The sequence below is a fragment of the Polynucleobacter sp. MG-Unter2-18 genome, from assembly GCF_018687675.1.
Lineage (GTDB): Bacteria > Pseudomonadota > Gammaproteobacteria > Burkholderiales > Burkholderiaceae > Polynucleobacter.
In genome coordinates, this window is record NZ_CP061302.1 from 329,794 (window position 1) to 350,233 (window position 20,440).

Annotated in this window: 27 protein-coding genes; 16 read left to right on the top strand and 11 right to left on the bottom strand. The window is 44.6% G+C overall.

Annotation, left to right across the window (positions count from 1 at the left end; all coding sequences use genetic code 11):
- Positions 1–100: 100 nt before the first annotated feature.
- The 5 genes from C2759_RS01745 to C2759_RS01765 all read left to right on the top strand — a co-directional run bounded on the left by C2759_RS01745 (position 101) and on the right by C2759_RS01765 (position 2,644).
- A complete protein-coding gene (locus tag C2759_RS01745) occupies positions 101–379 on the top strand; it encodes a type II toxin-antitoxin system RelE/ParE family toxin (RefSeq protein ID WP_215355789.1) in 279 nt (92 codons plus the stop codon).
- 21 nt (positions 380–400) lie between these two features.
- Positions 401–703: a HigA family addiction module antitoxin gene (locus tag C2759_RS01750; protein ID WP_215355790.1), complete on the top strand. Its 303-nt coding sequence runs from the start codon at positions 401–403 to the stop codon at positions 701–703.
- Positions 704–970: 267 nt separating this feature from the next.
- Positions 971–1,288: a hypothetical protein gene (locus C2759_RS01755; protein WP_215355792.1), complete on the top strand. Its 318-nt coding sequence runs from the start codon at positions 971–973 to the stop codon at positions 1,286–1,288.
- 62 nt (positions 1,289–1,350) lie between these two features.
- Positions 1,351–1,827: a helix-turn-helix domain-containing protein gene (locus C2759_RS01760; protein ID WP_215355793.1), complete on the top strand. Its 477-nt coding sequence runs from the start codon at positions 1,351–1,353 to the stop codon at positions 1,825–1,827.
- Positions 1,820–2,644, top strand: a complete 825-nt coding sequence (locus C2759_RS01765; RefSeq protein ID WP_215355795.1) for a nucleotidyl transferase AbiEii/AbiGii toxin family protein — start codon at positions 1,820–1,822, stop codon at positions 2,642–2,644. Before C2759_RS01760 ends, C2759_RS01765 begins: the two co-directional genes overlap by 8 nt.
- Positions 2,645–2,653: 9 nt before the next feature.
- Here C2759_RS01765 and C2759_RS01770 read toward each other — a convergent pair whose 3' ends face one another.
- Genes C2759_RS01770 through C2759_RS01785 form a run of 4 tightly spaced genes read right to left on the bottom strand, consistent with a single transcriptional unit; the run spans position 2,654 to position 5,242 of the window.
- Positions 2,654–3,025: a hypothetical protein gene (locus C2759_RS01770; RefSeq protein WP_215355797.1), complete on the bottom strand. Its 372-nt coding sequence runs from the start codon at positions 3,023–3,025 to the stop codon at positions 2,654–2,656.
- A 27-nt stretch (positions 3,026–3,052) separates the two neighbouring features.
- Positions 3,053–3,280: a hypothetical protein gene (locus C2759_RS01775; RefSeq protein WP_215355799.1), complete on the bottom strand. Its 228-nt coding sequence runs from the start codon at positions 3,278–3,280 to the stop codon at positions 3,053–3,055.
- 27 nt (positions 3,281–3,307) lie between these two features.
- Positions 3,308–4,216 carry an amidohydrolase gene (locus tag C2759_RS01780; RefSeq protein ID WP_215355801.1) on the bottom strand — a complete coding sequence of 303 codons (909 nt, stop codon included), beginning with the start codon at positions 4,214–4,216 and terminating at the stop codon, positions 3,308–3,310.
- Positions 4,217–4,231: 15 nt separating this feature from the next.
- Complete coding sequence (locus C2759_RS01785) at positions 4,232–5,242, bottom strand: tripartite tricarboxylate transporter substrate binding protein (protein ID WP_215355803.1); 1,011 nt, start codon at positions 5,240–5,242, stop codon at positions 4,232–4,234.
- Positions 5,243–5,356: 114 nt separating this feature from the next.
- Here C2759_RS01785 and pcaD point away from each other — a divergent pair, with 114 nt between their 5' ends.
- The 3 genes from pcaD to C2759_RS01800 are packed head-to-tail and all read left to right on the top strand — an operon-like array spanning position 5,357 to position 7,464.
- Positions 5,357–6,172, top strand: coding sequence for a 3-oxoadipate enol-lactonase (gene pcaD / locus C2759_RS01790; RefSeq protein WP_215355805.1), 816 nt, complete (start codon positions 5,357–5,359; stop codon positions 6,170–6,172).
- Positions 6,173–6,203: 31 nt separating this feature from the next.
- Positions 6,204–6,377: a hypothetical protein gene (locus tag C2759_RS01795; RefSeq protein ID WP_156156250.1), complete on the top strand. Its 174-nt coding sequence runs from the start codon at positions 6,204–6,206 to the stop codon at positions 6,375–6,377.
- A 13-nt stretch (positions 6,378–6,390) separates the two neighbouring features.
- Positions 6,391–7,464, top strand: a complete 1,074-nt coding sequence (locus tag C2759_RS01800) for an acyltransferase (RefSeq protein ID WP_215355806.1) — start codon at positions 6,391–6,393, stop codon at positions 7,462–7,464.
- A 9-nt stretch (positions 7,465–7,473) separates the two neighbouring features.
- Here C2759_RS01800 and yjgA read toward each other — a convergent pair whose 3' ends face one another.
- Genes yjgA through C2759_RS01815 form a run of 3 tightly spaced genes read right to left on the bottom strand, consistent with a single transcriptional unit; the run spans position 7,474 to position 8,693 of the window.
- Positions 7,474–8,001, bottom strand: coding sequence for a ribosome biogenesis factor YjgA (gene yjgA, locus C2759_RS01805; protein ID WP_215355808.1), 528 nt, complete (start codon positions 7,999–8,001; stop codon positions 7,474–7,476).
- 31 nt (positions 8,002–8,032) lie between these two features.
- Positions 8,033–8,350, bottom strand: coding sequence for a helix-turn-helix domain-containing protein (locus tag C2759_RS01810; protein WP_215355810.1), 318 nt, complete (start codon positions 8,348–8,350; stop codon positions 8,033–8,035).
- A 40-nt stretch (positions 8,351–8,390) separates the two neighbouring features.
- Complete coding sequence (locus tag C2759_RS01815; protein ID WP_215355812.1) at positions 8,391–8,693, bottom strand: type II toxin-antitoxin system RelE/ParE family toxin; 303 nt, start codon at positions 8,691–8,693, stop codon at positions 8,391–8,393.
- Between the two features lie 117 nt (positions 8,694–8,810).
- Here C2759_RS01815 and C2759_RS01820 point away from each other — a divergent pair, with 117 nt between their 5' ends.
- The 6 genes from C2759_RS01820 to C2759_RS01845 all read left to right on the top strand — a co-directional run bounded on the left by C2759_RS01820 (position 8,811) and on the right by C2759_RS01845 (position 16,417).
- Positions 8,811–10,445, top strand: coding sequence for a GMC family oxidoreductase (locus C2759_RS01820; RefSeq protein WP_215355814.1), 1,635 nt, complete (start codon positions 8,811–8,813; stop codon positions 10,443–10,445).
- A 37-nt stretch (positions 10,446–10,482) separates the two neighbouring features.
- Complete coding sequence (locus C2759_RS01825) at positions 10,483–11,367, top strand: EamA family transporter (RefSeq protein WP_215356607.1); 885 nt, start codon at positions 10,483–10,485, stop codon at positions 11,365–11,367.
- 145 nt (positions 11,368–11,512) lie between these two features.
- Positions 11,513–12,697, top strand: a complete 1,185-nt coding sequence (locus tag C2759_RS01830; protein ID WP_215355816.1) for an ABC transporter substrate-binding protein — start codon at positions 11,513–11,515, stop codon at positions 12,695–12,697.
- A 150-nt stretch (positions 12,698–12,847) separates the two neighbouring features.
- Positions 12,848–13,726 carry a branched-chain amino acid ABC transporter permease gene (locus tag C2759_RS01835; protein WP_215355818.1) on the top strand — a complete coding sequence of 293 codons (879 nt, stop codon included), beginning with the start codon at positions 12,848–12,850 and terminating at the stop codon, positions 13,724–13,726.
- 2 nt (positions 13,727–13,728) lie between these two features.
- Entirely contained in the window at positions 13,729–15,657 is a 1,929-nt protein-coding gene (locus C2759_RS01840) for an ATP-binding cassette domain-containing protein (protein ID WP_215355820.1), read from the top strand.
- 31 nt (positions 15,658–15,688) lie between these two features.
- A complete protein-coding gene (locus tag C2759_RS01845) occupies positions 15,689–16,417 on the top strand; it encodes an ABC transporter ATP-binding protein (RefSeq protein ID WP_215355821.1) in 729 nt (242 codons plus the stop codon).
- Positions 16,418–16,520: 103 nt separating this feature from the next.
- Here the strand turns inward: C2759_RS01845 and C2759_RS01850 are convergent, their stop codons facing one another.
- Positions 16,521–17,345: a sulfite exporter TauE/SafE family protein gene (locus C2759_RS01850; protein WP_215355823.1), complete on the bottom strand. Its 825-nt coding sequence runs from the start codon at positions 17,343–17,345 to the stop codon at positions 16,521–16,523.
- A gap of 66 nt (positions 17,346–17,411) precedes the next feature.
- On the opposite strand from C2759_RS01850, the gene C2759_RS01855 reads away from it, so the two are divergent.
- Together C2759_RS01855 and C2759_RS01860 are read left to right on the top strand one after the other, a co-directional pair.
- Entirely contained in the window at positions 17,412–18,284 is an 873-nt protein-coding gene (locus C2759_RS01855) for an MBL fold metallo-hydrolase (RefSeq protein WP_215355825.1), read from the top strand.
- A gap of 13 nt (positions 18,285–18,297) precedes the next feature.
- A complete protein-coding gene (locus C2759_RS01860) occupies positions 18,298–18,615 on the top strand; it encodes a metalloregulator ArsR/SmtB family transcription factor (protein ID WP_215355826.1) in 318 nt (105 codons plus the stop codon).
- Positions 18,616–18,639: 24 nt separating this feature from the next.
- Here the strand turns inward: C2759_RS01860 and C2759_RS01865 are convergent, their stop codons facing one another.
- From C2759_RS01865 to C2759_RS01875, 3 genes are read right to left on the bottom strand one after another with little or no spacing between them, the layout of a single operon-like run.
- Positions 18,640–19,062 (bottom strand): hypothetical protein, encoded by a 423-nt coding sequence (locus C2759_RS01865; protein WP_215355828.1) that lies wholly within the window; start codon positions 19,060–19,062, stop codon positions 18,640–18,642.
- Positions 19,059–19,886: an FAD:protein FMN transferase gene (locus C2759_RS01870; protein WP_215355830.1), complete on the bottom strand. Its 828-nt coding sequence runs from the start codon at positions 19,884–19,886 to the stop codon at positions 19,059–19,061. The genes C2759_RS01865 and C2759_RS01870 overlap by 4 nt, the downstream gene beginning before the upstream one ends.
- Positions 19,883–20,437: an FMN-binding protein gene (locus C2759_RS01875; RefSeq protein ID WP_215355832.1), complete on the bottom strand. Its 555-nt coding sequence runs from the start codon at positions 20,435–20,437 to the stop codon at positions 19,883–19,885. Before C2759_RS01875 ends, C2759_RS01870 begins: the two co-directional genes overlap by 4 nt.
- Positions 20,438–20,440 lie beyond the last annotated feature (3 nt).

Sequence of the window (20,440 nt, forward strand, 5' to 3'; positions counted from 1 at the left end):
ATTTATGTATATAGATTTGACATTTATTTTAGCCGTGTTTCTAAATAAAAGTAACAAAAGTTCCATGTAACAGTTTCTGTTTGGTAGAATATAATGGCATATGATCTATTCGTTTTCATGCAAAGAAACTCAGGCACTTTTTCATAGCAAAACTTCACGAAAATTTAAGAACTTTGAAAGAATTGCCAGGCGTAAGTTACTACAGCTTCACGCAGCAACTAATTTATTAGACTTGCGTGTGCCGCCCGGTAATTTGCTTGAAGCTTTGCATGGGGATAGAGCGGGTCAACATAGTATTGGGATCAATGGCCAGTGGCGGATCTGTTTTATTTGGCAGGTTGATGGTGTGCATGAAGTGGAGATTGTGGACCACCACTAAGGCAAGATAAAAATGAAGACAATGACAAAATTACTTGATGAGATTCACCCAGGAGAAATCCTTTTAGAGGACTTTATGAGGCCAATGGAGATTACTGCGCGCAAATTATCGGCAGACATTGATGTTTCTCCAAGTCGTATCAGCGATATTGTTCATGGAAATCGACCCATCACTGCTGATACTGCAATACGTCTAGGTCTATTTTTTGGGATGGATCCCAAGTTCTGGTTAAACCTGCAGATGGAATATGACATGCGAGTTGCAAAACGCATATTGCAAAAAGAAATTGAGCCGCGTATACGAGTTTTCCAAATGGCGGCCTAGAAGTTTCAAACGCATCCATCAATCTGACTAAAAGTTTTTATCAACCCATTGGGGGTTTTGATGAAAGCCTACCAACCTCTCCTAGCGAGTGGTTTTTCTTATCTTTTAAAATTTCAATGCGAAATCATTTCTTTCAACGCATGAAGGCTAAATTTCGCCCCATCATGAATTGAGCTAATTCTTTTTCATTTGCTCGCATTACATGGGTCAAACCACCAATTCTATTAAGGAGATTGACATGACATAACTATCTACAAGGAGTTTGTTATGTCACGTACATTAAGAAGAAAAAACCAACAGCATGATTATGAGTGGGTCTTAATTGACTGGGAATCTTGCATTCCAGGTATCCGATCCCCGCGACACGATCCACTTTCTGTACTAGGTCTAAAAGTGATCGCACGCTACCATTCTGACAGTCAGGTAACGATGAGTAGTACAGCACCACGCTGGTATCGAAAGTCATATGACCATCGACTACGCACTCGTAATAACAGGCAAATGAGGAGGTGGCTTGAGGATGCGGAATTTGATCCAGTTTTTGAGGCATCGCATCGGCATGATGCTAATTACAGTTGGTGGTGATGCTTTAAAAAATGTTTCTTATATTTTACAAAATATACAATTTGTATATAATAAGAAACATTATGAATAATTCAGTTCTAAGCCAGCAACTTGATTTGGGCGCAAAGATTGCGGCCCAAAGGAAGGCATTGGGTGTCCGCGCTCAATCTGCCGCTAGATCAGCGGGGATTTCACGGGTGACTTTGCATCGAATTGAAAAGGGCGAGACCTCAGTGAGCTTGGGGGCATATTTGCAGGTATGCCATGCGCTTGGGCTTAACCTGGGGATCTTGACTACAGATGGGGAGTGGGCTGCTCGTGATCAGCGTTCAATAAATCCATTGACGTCTGAGGGCCCACATATTCGGGTTGGCGATTACTCTCAGCTAACAGCTTTAGCGTGGCAGCTAGACGTCAACACACTCATTACTGATGAGCAGGCCAGGGGAATCTATGAGCGCAATAAACGCTTTCTGGATATGCAGCAAATTGATAGTCATGAACGAGCTCTGATGCAGAGATTGATTGCTGAAAAGGGAATGGAGAATTTACTTGTTTAAGCGCGAGCATCACCAAAAAATTTACGAGGTTCTGCAAAGACTTGATGCTCAGGTCTTAAAAGACCATTCTTGTTATTTTGGTGGTGGGACTGCAATTGCCTTAATGAATGATGAGTATCGAGAATCGGTAGATATTGATTTTTTAGTTTCAGATCTCATAGCTTATCGAGCTCTGCGTCAATCACTAACTGGACCTGAAGGAATTTCGGCCATCACTAAAAGTGGTCGAGAGTTAGTTTTAGCTCGTGACATTCGCACGGACCAATACGGTATTCGAGCCATGCTGCGTGTGGGGGGCATCAATATTAAGTTTGAAATTATTTCGGAGGGGCGCATTGCTTTTGACGTCCCTAAAGACAAGGACTGCGTGGGAGATATTGCCACTCTATCAAGAGTTGATTTGGTGGCTAGTAAGCTTTTAGCGAATACAGATCGATGGAATGACGATAGCGTCTTTAGCCGAGATGTTATTGATTTAGCGATGATGAAGGTAAATAAAAGTGAACTGCATCAGGCTGCTGAAAAAGCAAAGGCAGCTTATGGCAACAGTGTTCTCATTAGCCTTGAAAAGGGAATTGATCGGCTTTTTACAAAAGAGGGCTTGCTAGATAGCTGCATTACAGCAATGAAGATTTCGGCCCCTAGGGCCGTGCTTTGGCAAAATCTAGAGAAGTTAAAAGCGATTGCACCTGACAATGCAGCTAACGAAGGTCAAACATTATCAATTCAAGCTGTATCAGACAAAGAACTTAATTCATTCTTGGAGAACGGTTTGCCTGAGATAAATCCTATATTAGATTATCTCAAGGATAAGTAAGGCTGGGTCTTAAAACTGAACTTCCCTGTAATGTCGATACAGGTTAGCAATTGATGCAAAGCCTAGAACCACGATCAGAACAGCAAAAAGGTAGTCTAAGGTGAGGTAAGTAAAGATGCCTGATTGAATGGCCACTGCCGCCGCAATAAAGGCTGCAATAGCTCCGAAGACTACTAGTTTGAAGTTGGGAATAAAAGCGCCAAGCGTAATTGCCACGAAAAGCAAAATCAGATCTGAAACCAATTGATCTGCAGTTTGAAAAATCTGATTAGTGAGTTCAGGGTTGGTCATCTTTCCTAAGACTGCCAACATCAATATGCTGGCAAGTACTGCAAAGTTCAGTTTCGCTTTATTGAAAAGCGTTTTAAATTGATCATTCACGGCAGGTAGTCTTTGTTGGTGAGATATTTAGGGATTGGCGCTACCGCTAAATACCAAGCTGATGCCGATCCACAAGAGGATAAAGGCAACCAAAATAGTGAAGCCAATTTTTTTAAGGAAGTACTCAAGAGTATCCATATAGGCTTCATCATTACGGCCAAAGTATTGATCAAAGCGTTTCCATACTAGGCGACCCACTACCAGCGGAAGTAGCATGGCAACAATGCCGAGAATAATAGTAAGCGTGTTATCCATGGGGTTGGTATTCTTTCTTGCTAATGTCTATTGAGTGCCGTTGAAGGCTGGATAGTCGTATAGCATACAGGGATTGTCCGAGAGAATCGCTTTTCTAAGGCTTGGATCTGCTACCCAAGAGCCAAATAGATCGCAGAGATCGGCATCATGCGGCATTTGCTTTTTGACCATCACATGAGGCCAATCACTGCCCCAGATCAATCTCTTGCTATTGGCCTTAATCACTGCATCATTAAATGCTCGCATATCTGCATAGGGAAAGTCCCCATCACAAATGCGATAAGGTCCAGTCATCTTGACCCAAGCTTTATTGTTTTTCAGAAGCTCTAGCAGGCCCTGGAAACCTTTGTCATCGATGCCATGTTTTGCGTGGGAGTAGCCAAAGTGACCAAATACTAAGTCCACTGGAAAGTTTGCAAATGTTTTAGCGAGATCAGGATATTCATTAACATGAGCGAGCAATTCTAAATGCCAACCAAAGGGTTGGATGCGCCTAGCGATTGCAGATAATTCGTCGATTGGTAAGCCCTTCGATTTATCAGCAACATCGACAACATTGCAACGAATGCCTCTCACGCCAGCTTGATGAAGTCTCTCAAGTTCAGCATCAGTGATATCGCTATCGATGACTGCAACCCCACGAAACTTGTTGGGGTTTGTAGAGAGCGCTGCGAGCATGGCTCGATTATTGCTACCGTATACGCTGGGCTGAACTAAGACCGCACGATCAATGCCCAGCATATTTAATAGGGATTCGTATTGCGTCAGCGTGGCATCAGGTGGAGTGTAGATGCGCTCCTGTGCATAAGGAAACTCCAAGGCTGGCCCACATACATGGGCATGACAATCTACCGCCCCAGGCGGAAATTGAATCTTAGGTGATCGAATTTCTGGATCTGGGGCTTGGCAGAGTGGAGCTGCTGGAGTTGAGTTCAATTTGATACAGGTAGATTACTGTGGTTCGATGTTGGCATCTTTAGCAATCTTTTGATACTTCGCCATCTCATCGCGCACAAACTTAGCAAATTCTTGTGGGCTCATTGGTGTTGCTTTAATGCCTTTAGCCTCATAAGCAGCCTTTACTTCAGGAGTTTGCATTGCTAGATTGATATCTTGATTAATCTTTTTCACAATCGCTGCTGGAACGCCGGCAGGTGCCCATACCCCAAACCAAAGACCAATTTCAAAGTTGGAGTAACCCAACTCAGCAATGCTGGGGATATCTGGTACTGCTGCATTACGTGCTTTGCTAGTAACACCAAGCGCTCTTACTTTGCCGCCCTTGAGTTGCCCGATAGCAGTATCCAGTGGTGCCATATAGAAAGCAGTGCGCCCAGCCATCGTGTCTGAAATGGCTTCTGGAGATCCTTTGTAAGGAACGTGAATGAGTTTGATACCCATCATCTGATTAAAGTACTCAGCAGCGAGGTGAGTTGAGCTGCCAACACCTGCAGATGCGAATGTGATTTCTCCCGGTTTGGATTTAGCGGCAATCACCAAGTCACGAATCGATTGATAAGGACCCTCGGCTGAGGTAATTAAGACGTAAGGAGTTTGTCCAAGGATATCGACATCAACCAAACTCTTCAGTGGATCGTAAGGCAGTTTTTTATAGATTGCAGGATTAGCCGCATAGGAGGCAGATTGCACCAGGAGGGTATAGCCGTCAGGTTCTGCACTAACAACTGCACCGGTACCGATTAAGCCGCCAGCACCAGGACGATTTTCAATAATGACGGATTGTTTCCAGGTTTCAGAGAGGCTTTTGGCAACAATGCGACCAGCAATATCGGCGCCAGACCCAGCGGTCAAGGGCACAATCATTTTGACCGTGCGATTGGGGTAGTTTTGCGCGTTGGCAGTCGTTGATATGAGGTTCAGGCTCAAACCTAGACCAATGAACAAGCTCACCATCAAGTTGCGCTTTGGCGAGCGAGGGGATTGCAATGTCTTTTGCATCATGTCTCCTTAGTATTTTTATTGTTTCATTGGATAATCTACCATGCTCCTTTCAAGATCTCCATGATTAAGACGGGATATTTAAAAATTGCTAGATCAGCCAGAAAGTACATGCAAATGAGCCAAAAACTAGAAAAACAGATCATTAAGGTCAATGGAATCGATATTGCCTACCGTTTTGATGGTCCTAGCGATGGTCATGTGGTGATGGTGGCTAATAGCTTAATGTCTGACTGTAGTATGTGGGATTGGAATGTGCCTGCATTAAGCGATCGCTATCGAGTGCTGCGCTTTGATAAGCGCGGGCACGGCGATTCAGAAACAACTCCTGCCCCCTACAGCATCCCCCAATTGACTGATGACGCGGTTGCCTTATTGGATGCACTGAAAATTGATAAAGTGCATTTCATTGGACTGTCGATGGGGGGCATGATTGGCCAACAATTAGGTGCCCGCTATCCAGAGCGTGTCTACTCTCTATCTTTGTGTGACACCGCCAGTGAAATGCCGCCACGCAGTTTGTGGGAAGAGCGCTTTGAGATTGCTCGAAAAGAAGGAACTGCTGGTTTGGTAGATGGCACTATTAAGCGCTGGTTTACTGCCCCATTTATTGCGCGTGCCCCTCAAGATATTGCCAAGGTGCGCGAGATGATTTTAGGTACCGGAGTTGAGGGCTATCTGGGGTGCGCAAGCGCGGTCAGGGATATGGCGCAAACAACGATGTTGCTCAAAATCAAAGCGCCAACACTCATCTTGACTGGTCGCCAGGATCCTGCCTGCACGGTGGATCAAGCAATCGTGCTGAACCGCATGATTGATGGATCCAAGTTTGTCATCTTGGAAGATGCGGCCCACCTATCCAACATCGAGCAGCCAGAGGCATTTAATCGCACTGTCCGTGAATTTATTGATACAGTCGATAACACTTTATAGGAATGGAATTCAACATTAAAGCGCTATGTCAATGAAAAAAACAGACCTCTATAAAAACCTTGCTCTGACTACTGCTCAGCGCATGAAAAATGCTGCAAAGACACCAAAGCCGGGTACAGCAGAAGGTATTGCAAAAACCAAGAAAGAGCTTGCTAGTAGCAATCCTATGCTGGCCTCTTTAATGGGCAAGACTAAATCCAAATAGCGCTTAACAATTCTTGAAGCAAGCCTCTCCACTATTTCTCATAGACCTGCTGAAGGTCTTTGCTGCTCTAGTCATCATCCTGCATCATCTTTCTAGCTATGGCCACATCGCAGAAGATGCGCGAGCATTCTTGCCAAGTGTGATGAACTTCTTATATGAGTATGGTCGCTTTGCCGTACAAATCTTTTTGGTCATGGCAGGTTATCTCGCAACCCAGTCTCTCACACGCTTTGCGAATGCGAAATTCAGCAGCCAAAATTTACTGCGAGTCATTATTAATCGATATTTGCGTTTGTTTGCACCTTATATCGCTGCTTTGATCTTCACCATTCTTTGCGCCTGGATTACACGCTTCTGGGTGAATGATGAGTTCGTTGGCCAACAAGAAACGATGGGTCAGTTCCTGGCGCACTTATTTTTCTTGCAAGGTATCTTAGGCTTAGATTCGATCTCTGCTGGCGTTTGGTATGTAGCGATTGATTGGCAACTGTATTCAGTGTTAGCGGTATTGCTAATTTCTTTTTCCTCATATCAGGCTTTGATATGGTTCCTTAGCATTATTGCGACTTGTTCTTTGCTGTACTTCAATCGCTCTAATCAGTACGAGGCCTACTTTATCTACTTTATTGGCTCATACAGCCTTGGTGTATTGGCTTATCTTGCTAAGAACTTTGCAAACAAGAAGATCCAGGGGCTAGCCAAGTTTGTACTCATCACTATTGGAGTAATTATTGCGATTTCCACATTACATCAATTGTGGTTGCGAAATTTCTTGGCTTGGTTTGTAGCCATTGCATTATTGATATGGGGTAATTCTATTTACCCTAGTTCATCTGTGACTCATGGATTGAAAGCATCGGTACTACGAGCGATTGCATGGGCGAGCCCACGCTCTTACTGTGCATTCTTAATTCACTTTGCGTTTATCTTGCTAGCCAATACGATCTACATTGCTTCTGGAATGCACGCCCACGAGAGTGGTCTGATTGCCATCGGTTTAATGTTTGGGGTGATGGTGTGCAGCCTCATTGCTGCCAGCTACATGTATCGCTGGGTGGAAATTCCCTCGGCAAAGCTGAAGATCTAAAACAACAACTTAGATCCCCATATCCTTGAGGACACGAAAGATTTCTCGATAAGCCTTAGGAGGTTTATTACTTTCTTTTTCTTTGCGCGCATTACGAATGAGAGTGCGCATATTCTGAATATCCATATCGGGATATTGCTCAATCATTTTGGTGAAAGTTTCATCATTCGCGATTAATCGATCGCGATAAGACTCTAGATGATGTAGCTTTGCAGTCTCTGCCTTGCTAACACCTTGGATGGCATCTAAACGTCTCTGAATGGCATCCAATTCTTCTTCATCCAAAAAGCGCATTAGCTTGCCAAGGTACTGCTTGTGGCGACGAATCGCCTCAAAACTCTTGATCTTATTGGTTTCTGCAATAGATGCCTTAATAGCCTCATCCATTGGTATGGTCTTCAAGGCATCACTGCTAAGTGCTGCTAGAACTTCAGCCAGCTTTTGGCGCTCGGTCATCAGCCGCTTTAGCTCAGATTTGCTGGGGCCCTCATCAAGATCTTCTTTCTTGGGGGTGCGGTTCTTTTCATTGACATGCATATCTATATTTTAGACGTGTATTAGACTTTAACTACCCTTTATTGATTTTCTGTTTTAGTAGTTTCAGGTCAGTGCTGGAAAATAACTGGCTTCTTCCAATGATTGATGTAGGCTTTAATCTGCCAGACTGTACATACCTTCGTAAAGTAGGAAGTGAAATCTCTAAAAATTCTGCAGCCTCTTCTGCTGAAAAAGGAGCGTTCCTGAGGTGTCCAAATACTTGCTCATGAGTATAGTCAGCCTCTTGGAAGGCATTTATTGCGATTAAAGAGAAAAATTTAATACGTTCTTTTGAGGGCATTTTTCGCACGTGAGCAAAAAGATCCTCTGCAGTCATATATTGAGTCATATATAGGCCTTGCTTTCTTTGTTGAAATGGCTTGAAGTTGTCATTTGAAGCGAATAGATTTTTTTAATTGAGTATAAAAATTCTCATGAGGCCCGATTTTGCAAAATTCAATCCAGGTTATTTCAGTTACACCAGCAAAATGATCAAATTGATATGCCATTAAATATTCTTGTGCATTAAAGCGAAATTTGTAAACAAACACCCCCTGAAGATCTCCCAGCTTTTGCTGACCTATCCTAGGGTTATCGCAAACTTGAGCGACCTTGATTTCAATTACTAACTGCAAAGGTATGGATGCCTTTTTTACAAACTGGGCAAAAGCTTTTTTAAAGGTAGTTCTCATGATCTAATATTAGATCAATAATGAGTCTATATCAAATCAACAAAATTGACAAGAAATACCTGATTTTTTGTATTGGTAAATAATAGGATCAAACAAAATTTATCCGCTGCTACGACTATGACTCAAACAAATACCTACGACTACATCATCATCGGCGCCGGTAGTGCCGGCTGTATGTTGGCCAAGCGCCTGACTGAGAATCCCGCTAAACGGGTGCTTTTGATTGAGGCTGGCAAGAACGACAACTACATCTGGATACATGTACCAGTAGGCTACTTATATTGCATCGATAACCCTAGGGCTGATTGGCGCTTTAAGACTGCTGCGGAAAAAGGTTTAAATGGTCGTTCACTGCTCTATCCACGTGGCAGAGTTTTGGGCGGATGCTCATCTATCAACGGCATGATTTATATGCGTGGTCAGGTTGGCGACTACGACTCTTGGGTGACCGCAACAGGTGATGATTCGTGGTCTTGGGAAAACGCATTGCGTCGCTACAAATCATTTGAGGATTACCACGGCGCTGCTAATCAGTGGCACAGCAAAGGTGGTGAGTGGACGGTTTCTAAACAGCGCTTGCGTTGGCCCATCATGGATGTCTTTAGAGAGGCTGCAGTACAAGCTGGCATCCCCGCATCAGATGACTTTAACCAAGGCGATAACTTTGGGGTGGGTTACTTTGATGTGAGTCAGCGTAAAGGTTGGAGGCTTAATACCTCTAAAGCATTTTTGCGTGATGCTGCTAAGCGATCTAATCTCACCGTAATTACTGAGGCGATGGTCAATAAATTATTGATTGATCCAAGTTCTAAAAATTGCTATGGCGTGCAATATATTAAAGATGGCAAAACAGTGGACATGCGTTGCAGTAATCACAATTCCGATTCTCAAGGCGAGGTGATTTTGAGTGCAGGTGCTATTGGTAGTGTGCAGGTTCTAGAGCGCTCGGGTATTGGCTCAGCTGCGCATCTCAATAAGCTTGGTATCCCCGTCATTGCAGATTTGCCGGGCGTAGGTGAAAACTTGCAAGACCATTTGCAATTGCGCATGATCTATAAGGTCAATGGCATTAAGACTCTCAACACCAAAGCAAACTCTTTGCTCGGTAAGTTGTTAATTGGCATGGAGTATGTGTTTAAGCGCTCTGGCCCGATGTCGATGGCTCCCTCGCAGCTCGGCGCATTTGCATATAGCTCACCAGATCAGCCCTCTGCCAATTTGGAGTATCACGTGCAACCACTATCACTAGAAAAGTTCGGCGAAGATTTGCATTCCTTTAATGCAATTACTGCTAGCGTTTGTAATTTACGTCCAACATCTCGCGGTAGTGTGCATATCAGCTCGATTGATCCAGAAGCGCCTCCAGTGATTGCACCAAATTATTTATCGACTGACGAAGATCGTCAGGTGGCTGCAGACTCATTACGCCTCACGCGCAAGATTGTAGAAAGTCCCGCACTCAAACCATACGCACCAGATGAGTACAAGCCAGGCAAGCAATATCAAAGCGATGAAGAACTCATTAAAGCTGCCGGAGATATTGGCACGACGATTTTCCATCCAGCAGGCACCTGCAAGATGGGGCGCGATGATGATCCGATGGCAGTGCTGGATTCTCAATTACGAGTTCGGGACATTCATCATTTGAGGGTGGTGGATGCTTCTGCAATGCCAACGATTACTTCTGGCAATACTGCGGCGCCTACGATGATGATTGCGCAACGCGCTGCTGAATTGCTCACCAGTGAGTAGATTGGAAAGTTCTCAAGCTAGCGGCTTACATCAGCAGTTGCCAGCGAGCCATTTGCTACTAGCTTTGGCAATAGTGGCGGTATGGGGTACGAACTTTGTCGTTATTAAAAACAGTTTGGCATCACTGCCACCTTTTTATTTCGCGACCTTGCGATATCTTTTTGTTCTTTTGCCCTTAGTCTTCTTTCTGCCTAGGCCAAAAGTAGCCTGGGGTAATCTCTGTATTTATGGACTGGCTACTGGAGTTGGGCAATTTGGTGTGATGTACTACGCTGTGAATAGTCAGATTTCTCCGGGGCTAGCTTCGCTGGTGGTTCAGACTCAAGTATTTTTTACTATTGGCTTTGCCATGCTCTTTGCCAAAGAGGGTCTCAAGCGTTATCAAGCAGTCGCAGTTGGCATCGCTTTGCTCGGTCTTGGAATTATTGCGCTGCACACAGACTCCACGACCACCTTCTTAGGTTTAGCCTTAGTGGTTTTTGCGGGCCTCTCCTGGGGAATAGCCAATACGGTGAGTCGCCAAGCTGGCTCGATCAATATGTTGTCCTATGTGGTGTGGGCCAGCGCGTTTTCTATTCCACCATTGGCGCTAATTGCACTGATCCTTGAGGGTGGTGTAGCCCATTTATGGGATGTAACTCTATCTGCCCCCCTAGGTGCTTGGATTGGTGTCCTATGGCAGTCGTGGGCTAATACCTTGTTTGGCTATGCCGCTTGGGGGTGGTTACTATCAAAACACCCCGCTGCACTGGTAGCCCCAGCCCCCTTATTGGTGCCCATCTTTGGAATGGGGGCATCTGCCTACTTTTTAGGCGAGGCCCTACCGCCCTGGAAAGTGGAGGCAGCCAGCTTGGTGATTGCTGGTCTGATCATCAATCTCTTCTGGCCTAGCCTACAGGCTCAAGTTCGTAAGATTTTTTAAAACGACTTTTATCGCTAGGGGCTAATGTAAAACCCTAATACAGAGCCCTTTTTTTGCCCCGACATTGACTGTAAGATGGATATTGGCTTTAAGTTGTACTTATAAAAGAATTTATTTAATTAGCATTTTTAGTCATGGAGACTTTATGAATATTCGTCGTCACATTTTTGCGGTAGCTGCTACTGCAATGTTAGCAACCGGCGCTTACGCTGCCGATATCAAAGTGGGTGTTATTGGCCCGTTCACTGGCGGCTCAGCTTCAATGGGCGTGAGCATGCGTGATGGCGTGCGTTTAGCTGCGAAAGAAATTAACGCTGCTGGCGGCATTGACGGCAACAAGATTGTTTTGGTTGAGCGCGATGACGAAGCTAAAAATGAGCGTGGCGTACAAATCGCTCAAGAATTGATCAATAACGAAAAAGTGGCTGCTACTTTGGGTTACATCAATACTGGTGTGGCCTTGGCATCTCAGCGCTTCTTCCAAGAAGCAAAGATCCCAGTCATCAACAACGTTGCTACTGGTACTTTGGTTACTAAGCAATTTCCAAATGCTGCTGAGAACTATGTATTCCGTACCTCTGCTGCTGACAACATCCAGGCTCCAATGATCGCTAAAGAAGCGATTGAGAAGCGTGGCTTGAAGAAAGTAGCGATTTTGGCTGACTCCACTAACTATGGTCAGTTAGGTCGTGAAGACTTAGAAAAAGCGCTCAAGACTTATGGCGTTACTCCAGTTGCTGTAGAAAAGTTCAACCTCGGTGACGTGGATATGACTTCACAGTTGCTCAAGGCAAAAAATGCTGGTGCAGAAGTGATTTTGACTTACGCAATTGGACCTGAGTTGGCACAAATTGCTAACGGTATGGCGAAATTGGGTTGGAAGAAGCCAATGATTGGTTCATGGACATTGTCTATGGCTAGCTTCATTGATACAGCTGGTAAGAACGGTAACGGCGCAACCATGCCAGAGACTTTCATTCAGAATCCTGCAACAACACCAAAGCGTAAGGCTTTCGTTGATGCATACCTGAAGGATTTCAAACCAAAGAACGGCATCATCGCTTCCCCAGTGTCAGCAGCTCAAGGTTACGACTCTGTATACCTCTTGGCAGCTGCTATCAAGCAAGCTAAGGGTACAGAGGGACCAAAGATCTTGGCAGCCCTTGAGAATCTGAATGCACCGCTTGAAGGCGTTGTGATGACTTACAACAAGCCTTTTAGCAAAACAGACCACGAAGCTATTAAAGCTAAAGACGTGGTTATGGGCATTGTTGAGAACGGTAAGGTTGAGTTCTTGAATGCTGAGGATGCAGTAGCTAAGAAGAAGTAATCCTTCCTAAAGCAGGTGCGGGAATTTAATTTTTCCGCACTGCAGCAATTTAAGAGGTTTAAATAAGCAAAACGCCGCCCACAAAGCGGCGTTTTGCTTACAATGTCGAATCGTTCACAAAACAGTTTTAGAATTTTTTAGGTCTACATCATGGAAATGTTTGCACAAATCCTCTCCAGCGGTATAGCGGTAGGCATGATCTACGCGGTCATTGCTTTCGGCTTTCAGCTGACTTTTGCCACATCTGGCACATTGAATTTCGGTCAAGGTGAGGCCTTGATGTTGGGCGCCTTAGTTGGTCTGACCTGCGTCGACATGTTCGGAATGAATTACTGGCTCATGATTCCAATAGTCTGTCTTTTCGGAATGGTGCAAGGTGGCTTTGTTGAGCTGATTGGTGTGCGTCCTGCGATTAAGATCAAGTCTGAGTTCGGCTGGATTATGTCCACTATCGCGCTTGGCATTATTTTCAAAAACGTTGCTGAAAACATTTGGGGTCGTGATGCATTGCCATTCCCATCCCCGCTGCCGATGGAGCCAATGGAATTCCTTGGGGCAAACATTTTGCCGATGGAAATCTTGGTTGTAGTTGGCGCCTTAGTCATGATGTTGTTGGTAGAGTTCTTTAACCGTAAAACCATTTACGGTAAAGCGGTTGTTGCAACAGCAAACGATCGCGATGCTGCCGGCTTGATGGGTATTAATACCAGCCTGGTAATTACCTTCTCATATGCGCTGTCATCCTTAACTGCTGCGTTTGCAGGTGTTTTGATTGCACCATTGACATTAACTGGCGCTGCTATGGGTGGCGCTCTGGGTTTAAAAGCATTTGCAGTGGCCATTATTGGCGGCCTCTCCAGTGGTATGGGAATCATTGTGGGTGGTTTGATTCTCGGAATTGTTGAGACAGCCACAGGCTTTTATATTTCTACTGGCTACAAAGATGTGCCGGGCTTGATCTTGCTCTTATTAGTGCTTGCATTAAAGCCATCTGGTCTCTTTGGTAAAACTGCAATCAAGAAAGTTTAATAATGAAATCGAAGTCTCTATTACCTCTATTAATTGCAATTGTTGGCTTATTCAGCCTGCCTTTATTTATCAGTAATCCGTATTACATTCACTTGATAGAAACAATTCTGATCTACACGATTCTGTTGTATGGCTTAGACATTGTGGTGGGTTACGTTGGTCAAGTCTCCTTGGGTCATGCTGCATTGTTCGGAATTGGCTCATACACCGCAGGTGTATTGTTCTTCCATTTCGGTACTCCGATCTGGGTGACCTTGCCAGCAGCAATCGTGGTGACATCGATCTTTGGTGGAATCCTAGCTCTTCCTGCCCTGAAGGTCATTGGACCTTACTTGGCGATGGTGACCTTGGCATTTGGAACCATTACCCAGATCTTAATTAACGAAATGACATGGCTCACAGAAGGTCCATTAGGAATCAAAATTCCTAAGCCAGATCTGATGGGTGCTCCGATGTCAAAGGCACAGTTTTTCTGGTTGGTCTGTATCGTTCTGATTATTGCCTTGGTGGTAGTCGACCGTTTTGTTAAATCGCAGATGGGTCGTGCTTTTGAGGCATTACGTGATAGTCCTGTAGCTTGTGACTGTATGGGTGTTTCCGTTTACCGCTACAAAGTAATTGCGTTTGTGATTAGTGCTGGCTTCGCTGGTTTGGCTGGTTGCTTGTATGCCTATTCGGAGCAATACATCTCTCCTAATACCTACAACAATGAATTAGCTGTTCTTTTCTTGTTGGCAGTCATTATGGGTGGTCGTAAGTCTCGTTTGGGCGCATTACTAGGCGCGGCAATTATTGTTCTGTTACCTAAACTCCTCGACGATATTAATTTATTCCGTATTGTTGCTAGTACGATTGCGGTTGTAGTTGCAGTCGGTGCGGCTATGGCGCTCTCTAAGAAAGTCACAACACCAAGACGCGTAATGGTGCCATTGGCAGGAGTGGTTGGTCTGGCAGCATTCTCATTCTGGTTAGACAGAATCTCCGATTGGCGCTTGAGTATTTTCGGCTTCATGATTTTGTTGGTGGTGTATTACCTGCAAAACGGTATCGTTGGTTTTGCGAAGAGCTTCTACCAATCTATCGCCGGCAAAACAGTCACTACTCGTGGTGAAAAAGCAGATGAAATTGATGATTCAATCAGCTTCATTAGTGCGGTTAACAATCAAAATGCCGGTACTGAGCTTCTTAAAGTTGACTCTGTACTGATGCAGTTTGGTGGTTTGAAGGCCTTAAACAACGTTGACCTCAGTATTAAGCGCGGCACTATTCATGGTTTGATTGGACCTAATGGTTCCGGTAAGAGCACCATGATGAACGTTCTTACTGGCATCTATCAGCCTACAGCTGGTAACGTGCTCTATGCTGGCCAGAGCGTAGTTGGTCGCACTTCCTCAGATATTGCTTTGTCTGGTATTGCACGTACATTCCAAAACGTACAGCTCTTTGGTGAGATGACTGCCATCCAAAATATTTTGGTTGGACTGCATCACACCTTTAAGTCCAATATGTTAGAGATTGCGCTGCACTTGCCACGCTACAAAAAGGAATCACAAGAGGCGCATGCTCGTGCAATGGCCTTGCTAAAGTTTGTTGGCTTGGAGGATTTTGCGAATGAAGAGGCGCGTAACTTGCCATACGGTAAACAGCGCTCTTTAGAAATCGCCCGTGCCTTGGCTTTAGATCCAGAGTTGCTCTTGTTAGATGAGCCGGCAGCTGGTTTGACAGCCCCAGACATTAAAGAACTCATGCGCATTATTCGCAAGATCCGCGATAGCGGTATTACCTTCATCCTGATTGAGCATCACATGGATGTGGTGATGTCAGTGTGCGATACCGTTTCTGTATTGGACTTCGGTCAGAAGATTGCAGAAGGTAAACCAGCTGAAGTTCAGGCAGACGAGAAGGTGATTCATGCCTACTTGGGTACTTAATCACTAGAACTATATTGAATCGGTAAATACCATGTTATCTATTAAGAATCTTGAAGCAGGCTACGGCAAAGTAAAAGTTCTGCACGGCATCAATATTGATGTTCCTAAGGGACAAGTCATTACTTTGATTGGGTCAAACGGCGCTGGTAAAACAACTACGATGCGCGCAATTACCGGCATGATTAAGCCAACTAGCGGTGAAGTTACCTTAGGTGGCGAAAAAATTGATGGTTACGACTCTCATAAAATCGCACGTCTTGGTTTGGCGCATAGTCCAGAAGGTCGTCGTGTATTTACGACGATGTCTGTGAATGACAATCTCCTGTTAGGCGCATTTCCGCGTTTTACAGGTAGCCGTCCAAAAGGCGACATTAAGAACGATCTCGAGAGATCTCTAGAAATGTTCCCGCGCTTAAAAGAGCGTCGCAATCAATTGGCTGGAACATTGTCAGGTGGTGAGCAACAGATGTTAGCAATGGCTCGTGCCGTGATGCTCAATCCAGAGATCATTCTCTTGGATGAGCCTTCAATGGGCTTGGCACCAATTTTGGTTGAGGAAGTTTTCAGAATTATTTCTAATCTCAAATCACAGGGTGTAACGATGTTATTGGTTGAGCAGTTTGCTGCCGCAGCCTTGAACGTTGCTGACTATGGCTATGTGCTTGAGAACGGTAAGATTGCAACGCATGGTCCGGCGGAAAAGTTGAAGGATGATCCTGCTGTGAAGGCTGCTTACTTAGGTGGTGCTAGCAGTCACTAACATTCAGTGGTACCGTGTTTTCAAAGGCCCTCGAATGAGGGCCTTTTCTATTGGAGGGTAAATCAGCTCTGTAACTTTCTGGTTTTAAATCAGTAAGGCGGCCTCACAGATTCAAACTGAGTACGCCTTTAATCAATAAGCTCACTGCAATCACTAAAGTGAAGATTGAAAAAATGAGCTGGGTATATGAACCACTTAATTTTTTACCCAGTAGCTGTCCAATCAATAGTCCACCCAAAGCCGCGAGCGCAAAAGGTGCGGCAACTAAGATATTTAAGCTACCACTAGCTGCCGAGAATATTGCTCCGCCACCAGTGATGATGGCGAGCACTCCCAGCGAGGTAGCAACGATTGATTTGATAGGTAGATCGGTATAGCGCGTCAGTGCAGGTACGATGATGAAGCCACCCCCAACACCAAGTAGGCCAGATAGAAAGCCTGCAACACTACCGGCGAGCATGAGGGCACGAGCACAAGGTAGTGTCCATTGGAGTTTCCCAATAGCAGGGTTGATGAGGCAAGGTGGGGGCTTTCTATTTTCCTCAGGGATGCCCTTAATCTGATTGCGTGCCTGGCTCAACAAACGAATAGCAACATATAACAATATGCAGCTAAACAGGATCTGCAAAGGCGCATTTGGAATCTGAGGCGCAAGCCAAAGTCCCAGTGGAGAGAGCGCTAAACCAAAGATCGCTATAAAGCCTGCTGCTTTATAGCGCAAGATCTTATTTTTGAGTCCCAGAATGGCGCCAATAGTAGAAGCTAGGGCTACGGCACATAGAGCGATTGGAGCTGCCTCTGCAATGGGTAGGCCTAGGAAGAAAACTAATAGCGGTACAGATAAAATCCCACCCCCCGCTCCAGTGAGACCCATGAGGATACCTACAAGTATTCCTAGTGCTGGGCTGATGAGGGTTGAGTAATCCATTGCAATTTATTTTATATTAATATAGTATATAAATATATATATTATTTATGCATCCGAAAGAATCATTTGACTACAAAGCCCACCCCCTTGATTAAAGACTTTTTTGACCCAGAAACATGGACTTATACCTATGTGGTCTATGAGCGTGAGGGGGCTCCTTGCGCCATTATTGATTCTGTCTTGAACTATGACCCTAAATCAGGGAGAACTAGTACCAAGTCTGCTGACGAGGTGATTGCATTTGTAAAGGCACACCAACTCCAAGTGGATTGGATCTTAGAGACTCATGCTCATGCAGATCATTTAACGGCTGCCCCATACTTGCAAAGCCACCTTGGCGGTAAGTTGGTGATTGGGGATCACATTACCAATGTGCAGGAAGTATTTAAAGGCGTCTTTAACCTAGATGATACCTTTAAGGCAGATGGAGCTCAATTTGACCACTTGTTGAAAGAGGGTGAGTCACTCGCATTCGGCAACCTTTCCTTAAAAGCACTCTTTGTGCCAGGGCATACGCCAGCTTGTATGGCTTATGAAATCGGTGACGCTATCTTTGTGGGCGATACCCTATTTATGCCAGATGTTGGCACAGCCCGTTGTGATTTTCCTGGCGGTGATGCTCAGACGCTCTATCGATCTATTCAAAAGATTTTGTCTTATCCTGGTCAAACCAAGTTGTATATGTGTCATGACTACCCACCCAACAATCGGCCTGCGACTGGAGTGAGTACGGTTGCTGATGAGAAAGCAAATAATATTCATGTGCATGATGGTGTGACTGAAGCGCAATTTGTTCAAATGCGGACTACACGAGACAACACATTAGAGATGCCAACACTAATTTTGCCTTCCATTCAGGTCAATATACGAGCTGGACATTTTCCTGAGGCTGAAAGCAATGGAGTTTCATATTTAAAAATTCCATTAAATGCACTCTGAACGAAGAATGACAATGAATATGCCTATCTCTAAAGCAGGGTTAAAGAAGATGCAGTCAGCTGCAGATGATGCCTGCAAGCTCATGAAGGTCTTATCCAACCGAGATCGCATGATGCTCTTATGTGAAATCGGGCAAGCAGAAAAATGTGTTGGTGAGTTAGAGGCTGCATTAGATTTACATCAGCCAACTCTTTCGCAGCAACTTACCGTGTTGCGCAAGGAAAAGCTAGTTAAAACACGAAGAGAGGGTAAGCAAATTTATTACACCCTATCTAGTGAGGTTGCTGTCGCAGTAATGAGTTTGCTCTATAAGCATTACTGTAAGAAGTAATCAATTATTTTTAAAGGCAATGACTCAATACGCCTTTTTAGAATAAATACCGTGTAGTAAAAAGATGGCCAAGAACGCAATACCAATCATCCAGTGTGTCGCAATGACCCCATCCCGAATTTCTGCAGGGCCGTAGTACAACAAGGCGCCCGATACTAATAAGATGGTTAAAAAAGCCAATTGACTCAAGCCACTCCATAGCTTCCTCTTGGATTTGAGACCTGCTTTTAGATGAAAGGGTAAGGCTGAGCCTAGAGCTATCGAAGCTAATATGGCGGCAATGCCGTGCCATGCCAATACTGAGTGAGCTCCGAAAATAGCCCTTTGAATTTGGAATTCATGGCCCAGTAAATACGCTGTCCCAGTGAGGGAGCAAATCAACATAGCAATTTGAACAAAGTATTTCTGCCATGCGGGCATTTTTCCAAGACGATTTGTATTTTTCACAGGTATTGAGTATTGGAGATGCGGATTGCTTGAGCAAAAAAATAACTCAAGCAAGGATGGCGAGAATTTCCGGAAATACTCACTACCTTGGTTAAGGCATCTGCGTAGACACATCTACTGGCGATTACTGAGTAAGACCCTGAAAACTCAATATGCTCTTGACTGATGGGGTGCACCATAAAACTTTTTGAACTGATATTGCGGTTTGCAAAGTAGAGACTGCTCGTAGCAATCGCACCTTCTGTCATGCTGCCGATCTGGAGGAGTTCATGTGGCTTTGATGGGTTACGGATGTGAATATCTTGGGAATGATCCCCGAATACACGGATATCCCCACCCGCGTTGACTGATCCAGTTTGGATGCCGTTAGCGATTAATGTTTCAACCGCTTTATCTACTGCGTACCCTTTGGCAATACCGCCAAGATCTAGACAAAGCGGTAGTGATGATCGAACCGTGGATGGTTCAATAAATTGGAGATCTTCAATGCCCCCAAATGAGTAATCATTGAGATTGAAATGCCTAGGAAGTAGATCTGCTTCCATCAGATGATGACCAACCCCACAATTAAATACTCCTTGGGATTGAAGGTAAACCTCCTTTGCTACCCCCAAAACTTCAGCCGTCCAGGGATGAATCCGAATAGTCTCTATATAGGATTTAGCGTTGATCTGGGAAAGCTCGCTATCAGGATTATGAAAATCCATCAGAGATTGCACTTGTTCAACGGCTAAAAAAGCCTCATCTAGTGCTTTTAAAGGGGGTAATGGATCTTCAACCCTGATTTCTACGAAGGTGCCTAAGAGCGGTTTGCAGCGAATCATTTTGCTTTTAGGCTTAAGGTCTGATTTTTTAAAGCGATGTCATATAAGACTGCAACCCTCTTGACGCCATCTGTAAGGTGTTTGCAAGAGAGGGTGGCGCCACCAATATTCTGAATATCTTGATTGAGCTTGATAGGGTCTGCAGCCGTCTTTCCGATGAACTGTTTTCGCCAGTTGGCTTCTACAACTTCGTAGCCATAAGATTCAACATATTCCAGAATCTCAATTCCAGTGACTGCACCCGATGGATTGAGTGCAACTGCGTAAGTAATCATTTCATGTTTACCGACAACCTCATCTACGATGAACCAACTCCCATCAGCCGCCCTCCAAATTCGATCTCCTTGAAAGGGGTGCCGAATACTGGAGTCTGAGCGCATTTTGTCTTGTAGTTCATCGGTGATGATGATGGGATTTTTAATAAGCGGTTTATTAGGTATCAGTATCTTCTGGGCTTGTTCAACGGACACATAAATCTTGGCCTGGGTAATAATTGGTGTAGCTGCTATAGCTAGACCAATCATGAATAGAGGGTTGGGTTTCCAGTTCATATT